Below are 8,103 nucleotides of genomic sequence, written 5' to 3'. Positions count from 1 at the left end.
CGTTGGCCAAAGCACTGATGGATGATGCCGAGCTGGGCATGATGCACTAAGGGCTGAACTGCCTGACCATGGCGGACATCTGTAACCGGGGCCGCTTCGCGGCCCATCGCCGGCAAGCGCGGCTCCTACAGGTACAGCGCATGGCTGAAGGCTGGTGATTTCCTGGGGGCAGTCCATTCTGTGGCCGGCTTGCTGGCGATGAGGCCAGTACTGACCACAGAGCTTTGGGTCGCTGCCTGCTATAGGTCGAAAGCGATCAATCGGTCGCGACCGGCTGCTGTGGAGCCATTGCGGACATTGCGCAGAGAGAGCGCCCCGAGGGGCACGCGAAGCTTCAGCGTGTCGCTTCCAGCGCCTCTCGTATTTCTTGAACTACCAGCTTTTCGATACCTGCCTCATCCGCCCCAATCGAGTGAGCTGCACAGCATGCGGCGCAGTCACCAACGACACACCGATAGACCGCAATAACGCTTCCCGGGCCCAATCCGGTATGCCCAGCCAACATCAAGTCACCCTCGATTCCACCTCGCATCATGCCGAGTGCGTAACCGGGCGCGAGCCAAGGCCGGCCTGCTATCGGGCCACCCAGTACCCGCGTCGTCTGCATTTCCTCAAGCAGATTGTTGGGTAGGAGGCCTCCAGCGAGCACGCCATCCAGCAGCCGGGCAGCCTGTGAGACAGGGCCAATCAGCAATCCGTGGTAGACCCAGCCGGGGTCGTAATTCAACGACCTGCCGAGGAGCCTCCCATTCAGCTCAGCACGCTCCGTTGCCAAGCGAACCGTCGATATGCCAAGCGGACTCAGGACTTGCTGCCTGATAGCGTCTGCGAGCGGCAGATCGGCGGCACGCTCGATGATTTGGGCTACCAGCATGAAACCAACATTCGAGTAATGCCAACCCGTTCCCGGGTTGTATCGGAGTCGGTGTCCATCCAGGCGCTGCATCATTTCGCCTGCGGGCCATGCGGACTCATGGTTGGCTACGGCGGCGTGGTATTCGGGAAGTTCGCCATAGTCCGCAAGGCCCGCCTCGTGACGCAGCAGTTGGCGCAGAGTGAAAACACCTTCGGGAAGCGAAGCATCCAAGTCGAGCCTACCGTCGCGCACCAATGTCAGGGCGGTCGCGGCTAACACCGTTTTCGTGAAACTCCACCAGGGCACGAGGGGTTCGTCCGGCAAGGCTGGCGATATCAGTCGGCCGTCGATAAGGGTAGAGATCAGCATTGAGTGCTCACGCAGGAATGACAGGTCAGTTTGGAGGGGGCGGCGACAACATACCCCATTGCCACCTCGCAAACTCCAAGCTGATGTCTTTTGATGTGGGGTTTCCGCGCGAACGTCTGCCCGATGCGCTGCCGTAGCCAATGAGCGTCACGGCGGTTAGCCCAGGATTACCGGTTAATGAAACGAATCTCATGGCCATCGTTGCGCGCAAAGCTACAGCCATGCCTCGCCGCAACCCTCATCGATTCACGGTTTCTCTGGATCGTACTCATTGACGTTGGCGACCTGGGCGTTCAGGCGACCGAGCAGGTCGATCAGCGTGTCCACTTCCGAAGGTGAAAGGCCACTGAGCAAACGGCGCTCTCTCTCAAGCGCAACCTTCAAGACCCGCTTGTACAACTGCGTACCGCTCTCTGTAAGCGACACGGTGTAGCGTCGTCCATCAGCAGGATCCGCCTCTGTGCGAACTCGCCCTGCCACCTCTAACGCGTGCAGCGCGCGGCTCACAGCACTTTTGTCCAGACCGATCACCTGGCAGATCCGATTAGCAGTGATCCCGCTTTCCACAGCCAGCATGGACAGCATCCTCCACTCCACAACACCAATCTCGAAGTGTTTGCGATAGCACTGGGAAGCGCCTGACGAGAGCTTGTTGGATAAAAAATTCAGCTGCGCTGGCACGTAGCGAGCGAGGTCCAGCTGGGGTTCCGAGGCCATTGAGCGCACACCTCCAATCGAGTTCTCGAAAAATTAGTTGACACCGCAACTAATTGATCCGAGGATTAACTCAACCAATAGCTGGGGCCAGCCCAGCATGATATGCCGTCAAAGCACCTCACAAAAATAATTATCAGGTAGTGCCATGAAAATCCGCGATCCACTCGCCTTCCGCGTGTCTAGCTGCAAACCTGAGCGGCCGCCCTTCGCTCCAGGCTGACCTCCTCCCAGTTGAATTAACCACCCGTATTCTTTTTGTAGCCACTTAACTGTGGGGGGATGAGTAATGCTTCAAGTAAACGTTAGCCGCAAGGCAAACGAAGCTGAAGGTGTTTGCAGCTTTGAATTGAGCCCCGTGAAGGGTGAAACCCTGCCACCTTTCGAGGCCGGTGCTCACATCGATGTCCATATCCCGGGTGGGCTCATTCGCCAGTATTCGCTGTGCAATGACCCCCGAGAGCGCAATCGTTATCTGATCAGTGTCCTCAAGGAACCCAACTCCCGTGGCGGATCAGAGGCAATGCATTCGATTGTCGGCCAAGGCCATGAACTGACCATCAGTGCGCCGCGCAACCTGTTCAAACTGGATCATGGCGCTGCACGTCATCTGCTTTTTGCAGGTGGTATCGGCATTACCCCGATCCTGGCCATGGCGTATGAACTTGCCCATCGCAAAGCTGACTTCGAGCTTCATTACTGCTTTCGCTCCTGCGAGCGCGCAGCCTTCGTCAAGGCACTCGCTGACGCCCCCTTCGCCGACCGCGTAGTGCTGCACGATGACAACGGTCCACAACAGCAAAAACTGAATGCGGCAGCAATTCTCGACGCAGTCGATGAGGGTCGCCATCTCTACGTCTGCGGCCCCGCCGGCTTCATGAATCACATCCTTGATACAGGTGAGGCCGCCGGCTGGCCGCAAGAGCGGATGCACAGAGAGTTCTTCGCCGGACAAGTCATTGACCAAGGTGCCAATGCACCCTTCCAAGTCGTGCTCGCCCGCAGCGGCAGATCATTCGATATTCCGGCAGACCGCACCGTGTTCGAGGTATTGGACGAAGCGGGAGTCGAAGTAGAAACGTCCTGTGAACAAGGCGTATGTGGGACGTGCGTGACACGCGTACTGGAAGGTATCCCCGATCACAGGGATCAATTCATGACGGCCGATGAGCACGCCAGAAATGATTGTTTCACCCCGTGTTGTTCTCGGGCGAAGTCCCATCGACTCGTACTTGATCTCTAGTGTCAGACAAAACCTAACTGTTTAACGGAGACTCCTATGACTGCCTCTTCTCTCCAGTCGTTGGCCCAGGACATTTTGCCTGCCAAACCCTCCACATTTCCGCTCAACCAATGGTATGTGGCTGCTTTGGGTTGGGAACTCAAGGATCGCCCCGTAGGCCGAACCTTGTTGAATAAATCAGTCGTCATGTTCCGCACCGCAGATGGCAAGGTAGCGGCCCTTGAGAACCGCTGCTGCCATCGGGCGTTGCCTCTCTCCGACGGCACACTTGAGGCGGGGGGGCTTCGCTGTGGCTATCATGGCCTCCTGTTCAACGATGAAGGCAAATGCATCGAGATTCCTGGGCAAGAAAAAATTCCGAGTAAAGCGAAGGTGGCGGCCTTCCACGTCGTAGAAAAAGATCAGATTGTCTGGATCTGGTTCGCAAGCCCCGAACATCCTGAGCCTACTACTGAACCACCCTCTTACGATATCCACAGCAGTGGAGACTATCTTTTTGACGGTGATGTGTATCACTACGATGCCCCGTATCAGCTCATTCACGACAACTTGATGGATCTGAGCCATTTGGGCTATGTGCACCTACGCACGATTGGCGGCAATGCCAGCATTCACATGAATGCGAAAATGACAGTAGAAGGTGACGACAATCATGTTCGTGTGGTTCGGCACATGCCCGGCTCTGTGCCGCCGCCGACGTACGCGGCCGCTTATCCGTTCAAAGACACTGTCGACCGATGGCAGGAAATTGAATTCCATGTCAGCCACCTGCGTATTTGGACAGGTGCCACTGACGCGGGGACCGAGTCCTTGGACAATCCACAACGTGGTGGCTTCCATATGCGCGGTTTCCACGGTGTGACCCCAGAAACCGAGACCACCAGCCACTACTTCTGGACAATCGCCACCAACCCGAAAAGCAATCACGAAGAGGTCAAGGCGAAGGTCGTCCAGCAAACGATGATGACGTTCGATGAAGACAAGGTCGTCATCGAGTCTCAATACAAGAACATGTGCCGGTTCGGTGAGCGGCCCATGATCGACATCCATGTCGATGCTGGCGCCAACAGAGCCCGTCGCATCATCGAAAAACTTTGCAACTCCGTTAGTTGAGTGCGCAGTGCATTTATATCGTGCGGGTATCTATGCACTTTTTTACACGCCCTAAACGCAATACCGCCCCACTTGGGGCGCTCTGAAACACCCTGCACCAGCGTGCAACTTGTTCAATGATAACTACAAGAGAGCGAGGCCTAGCTATGTCCGGAAATCGTGGTGTTGTGTATCTCGGGACCAGTAAGGTTGAGGTACAAAAAAATGATTACTCCATGTCTCTCCTACTCACCGCCCAGCCAATGCTGCAGAGCCTGTCCGCGCACCTGACGTACAGGCCTTTCATCAGTCAAGAGGCCTGCCGTCATGAGTAACTACGCCGGGCACCAGCTCGATGAGAAAAAGATGTCCGCCTTCCAGTGGTGGGTCATCACGCTCTGCTTCGTAATCAACATGCTAGACGGCTTCGACGTTCTGGTGATGGCCTTCACAGCCTCCTCCGTCGCCGCTGACTGGGGGCTCAACGGACTGCGACTTGGTTATCTGCTGAGCGCTGGCTTGGTCGGCATGGCAATTGGCTCACTGTTCATTGCCCCTTGGGCTGACCGCTTCGGCCGTCGGCCGCTGATTCTTGTCTGTGTAGGCGTGGCAGGGACTGGCATGGTTCTATCCTCGCAGGCCACCGGCCCACAGATGCTTGCAGCCTTCCGTTTCGTGACCGGCCTGGGGATCGGTGGCATTTTGGCCAGCAGCTATGTCATCGCTGGCGAATACGCCAACAAGCGCTGGCGGGGACTCGCAATCAGCCTGCAATCGACTGCCTATGCACTTGGCGCCACCATTGGTGGGCTAATCGCAGCAAAAATGATTCCTGCGCTGGGATGGAGGTCCGTGTTTCTTTATGGTGGGTTCGTCACGCTCGCAACCCTTCCCGCGTTGTTTTTGTGGCTGCCAGAATCGCTCGCGTTTTTGATGTCGAGCAAGTCCGAAAGCGCAATCAAGCGGATCAACCAATTGCGCCTGAAGGTGAAACTCGCACCACTTGCCGAAATGCCTGAAACGAGCCAGGTTGAGCGCCCATCACTGCGAGCATCGTTCGCTCAGCTGTTCTCCCCCGCCCTCTTGCGCTCAACGTTGCTGATCTGGGCGTCATTCTTTCTGGTCATGTTCGGTTTCTACTTTGTAATGAGCTGGACCCCAAGATTGCTTGTCACTGCGGGGCTGTCCAATGAGCAAGGTATCACCGGAGGCGTGCTTCTCAACGTGGGGGGTATATTCGGCACCGCGTTGGTAGGGCTATTGGCCGCACGCTTCCGGTTGTCCAAAGTATTGATGATCTACCTCCTTGCAAACGCCTTGCTGCTCGCCGTCTTTGTCAAATTTACCAACACGCTGAACCTGGCATTTGCGCTGGCCATCCTGATCGGCATTTTCGTGAATGGTTGTGTGGCGGGGCTTTACGCGCTGACACCGTCCATCTACGACGCTAGCCAGCGTGTGACTGGCTTGGGTTGGGGTATCGGCATCGGTCGTGCGGGAGCAATTGCCTCCCCTCTTGTAGCTGGACGTCTGATCGACGCGCAATGGACCCCTTCTGATTTGTACATGCTGTTCGCAATGACGTTCGTTCTCGCCGCTATAGCTGTCGCCCTGCTGAGAATAACTCCACCCAAAGCACTACACGCTGCCACAAGCCTCTGAAATACCAAAAAACCAAAACAAGAAGGTAAATCCGATGCGACGTTTTGCCGATTGCTTGCCGCTGTTTGCGCTAGGCGTGCCATCTCTGTGCATGAGCAATGTTGTTTCAGCAGCTTTTTTTGAAGACAGTACGGTTGCCCTGACCACCCGGAATTACTATCTCGATCGAGATTACAAAGGGGACTCATCCGTTTCGGCAGTTCGTGAATGGGCTCAAGGCTTCATTATCAAAGCGAACTCTGGCTACACCGATGGCCCCGTAGGCTTGGGCCTGGATCTCACAGGGATGCTTGGGGTGAAACTTGATTCGTCACCTGAACGATCGGGCACCCAACTGCTGCCTATAGATCCACAGACGCGCAGAGCACAAGACGCGTACTCTGAACTCGGCGTTGCGGTGAAAGCTCGATTCTCACAAACGAACCTTTCAGTAGGCACGCAACTTCCCGCGCTTCCCGTGATCACTGCTAGCCCTGCACGCCTCCTGCCTCAAACTTTCAGGGGCGCGTCAATAACGAGCTCAGAAATTGAGCACCTCACGTTACAGGCCGGGCGGATGGATCGAGTCAACCTTCGAGACTCGACAAACAACCAGCTCATCGCAATGGCTTCACCGAACGGACGGTTCAAGCCTGGCGTATTCTCTGATCGCTTCGACTACCTGGGTGGCGAATACCGCGTTTCAGAAAATTTCACAGCGCGTTATTACCACGCAAATCTTGAAAATATCTATGAGCAGGACTTCATTGGAGGTATTCATTCTATTGCAGCTGGGCGGGGCAAGTTGAAAACGGAGTTGCGAGTGTTCGACAGCCGAGAGAACGGGCGTGCAGAGGCTGGCAAAGTAGACAACCTTAATGCCGGCCTGACCCTGAGCTACCAAACGGGTGGGCATACGTTTGGAGTGGGCTACATGTATCAAACCGGAGATACGGCCTTCGCCTATCTCGCTGGAGGCGAGCCTGTCGTTCTGAGTGATGGGACCATGAGCGCGGATTTCGTGAACCCCAAAGAACGCACAATGCTTCTGCGATACGATTACAACTTCGTGGCGATGGGTATTCCGGGGCTCACGGGCATGATCCGCTATCTAAGGGGAACGAATATTGATTTGCCCCATCTCGGAGGCAGCGACCTTACAGAGTCTTCGAAAGACCTGGAGCTTTCTTACGTCGTACAGTCTGGACCAGCCAGAGATTTAGCGTTTCGCGTCCGGCATGCATTTTACCGAAACGATCTGAGCTCAGCGGCAACCTTCAGAGACGACAACGAAACGAGAGTCAATGTAGATTACACAGTGAAATTCTAAAAACACGGCATCACGTCTGACGAAATCAAGTACTTCGGCGTTCGCCAGCAGCCCACTACCATGGGCAGCTATCGATAGCAGGCAGGGGTGACCGCTATCGATCTTTCGGTGATCCACTACAGCGTGACGTTAACGGCTCAACCGGCTGCGTTGCGCTGGGTGAGACACCACAACAGCTAGCGAGATCGGATCATCGTGGGCCCCTACCGGGGTGCTCACGCCCACCGCACCGATCACCTTCCCGTCGACCACGATCGGCTGACCGCCTGCCAGGGTGGTGACGTCCAGCGCCAGCAGCGCCGGATGGCCGTCGTTTCAGTAACATCGATTCATCACGAGACTGGTTGACATAGACCGATCAATACCCCGCATGTTGAGCGCTGGAAACACCAAGAAATCAGATTTTCCCTCTTCCTTGTAGTCCATTTCCCAAACATACTCTCGCCGCACTTTTTCCGTTGCGGTCGCTTGGGCTGCGTTCTAGTCTCGGCGGGTCGCTGTTGTTCAGCGATCGGCTTTGACAGGCCGCGACGGTATTATGCATACGGCTTGCCTTCAATGGCGGCTGTACGTGCGGGCACGCTTGCGTGCGCCGGAACTTGCATAGTCCGCCGGTCTGTCAACCCATGTACAGCTGCCACCCTTCTGTTTGACAGCGGATAGGTGACCGCCTAATTGAAGGTACTATGCAATGCTCAAAATGGTCCCCGATCCACCCCACAACCACCACTCCCTCGAAGACACGATCATCCAGGCTGCGGAGTTCGCCCTGTGCGCGCAGAGCGTGGCGCAGCAGGCTGTTTCGCTACAGCCCAGAACGCCCGCCTCGGTTCTGATGATGGCCTCGATGCATGAGCT

The 8,103-nt window shown here is 56.0% G+C and carries 7 protein-coding genes; 4 read left to right on the top strand and 3 right to left on the bottom strand.

The window, feature by feature from the left end:
- Positions 1-334: 334 nt before the first annotated feature.
- A complete protein-coding gene (locus EGJ09_RS26235) occupies positions 335-1,225 on the bottom strand; it encodes a serine hydrolase (RefSeq protein WP_125925169.1) in 891 nt (296 codons plus the stop codon).
- Positions 1,226-1,471: 246 nt separating this feature from the next.
- A complete protein-coding gene (locus EGJ09_RS26230; protein WP_012314964.1) occupies positions 1,472-1,942 on the bottom strand; it encodes a MarR family winged helix-turn-helix transcriptional regulator in 471 nt (156 codons plus the stop codon).
- A gap of 286 nt (positions 1,943-2,228) precedes the next feature.
- Here EGJ09_RS26230 and EGJ09_RS26225 point away from each other — a divergent pair, with 286 nt between their 5' ends.
- The 4 genes from EGJ09_RS26225 (at position 2,229) to EGJ09_RS26210 (ending at position 7,245) form a co-directional block, all read left to right on the top strand.
- Positions 2,229-3,182, top strand: coding sequence for a PDR/VanB family oxidoreductase (locus tag EGJ09_RS26225; protein WP_125925168.1), 954 nt, complete (start codon positions 2,229-2,231; stop codon positions 3,180-3,182).
- A 36-nt stretch (positions 3,183-3,218) separates the two neighbouring features.
- Positions 3,219-4,295: an aromatic ring-hydroxylating dioxygenase subunit alpha gene (locus EGJ09_RS26220; protein ID WP_125925167.1), complete on the top strand. Its 1,077-nt coding sequence runs from the start codon at positions 3,219-3,221 to the stop codon at positions 4,293-4,295.
- A 306-nt stretch (positions 4,296-4,601) separates the two neighbouring features.
- Entirely contained in the window at positions 4,602-5,936 is a 1,335-nt protein-coding gene (locus tag EGJ09_RS26215; protein WP_125925166.1) for an MFS transporter, read from the top strand.
- A gap of 34 nt (positions 5,937-5,970) precedes the next feature.
- Positions 5,971-7,245: an OprD family porin gene (locus EGJ09_RS26210; protein WP_125925165.1), complete on the top strand. Its 1,275-nt coding sequence runs from the start codon at positions 5,971-5,973 to the stop codon at positions 7,243-7,245.
- Positions 7,246-7,374: 129 nt separating this feature from the next.
- On the opposite strand, the gene EGJ09_RS27150 is transcribed toward EGJ09_RS26210, so the two are convergent.
- On the bottom strand, positions 7,375-7,518 hold the full coding sequence (locus EGJ09_RS27150) for a hypothetical protein (RefSeq protein ID WP_371928105.1): 144 nt from the start codon (positions 7,516-7,518) through the stop codon (positions 7,375-7,377).
- Between the last annotated feature and the right edge of the window lie 585 nt (positions 7,519-8,103).

The sequence above is a fragment of the Pseudomonas sp. p106 genome (genome assembly GCF_003936645.1).
Taxonomy (GTDB): domain Bacteria; phylum Pseudomonadota; class Gammaproteobacteria; order Pseudomonadales; family Pseudomonadaceae; genus Aquipseudomonas; species Aquipseudomonas putida_E.
Note: the sequence above shows the minus strand (reverse complement) of the source record. Positions and strands in the feature narration are given on the sequence as shown.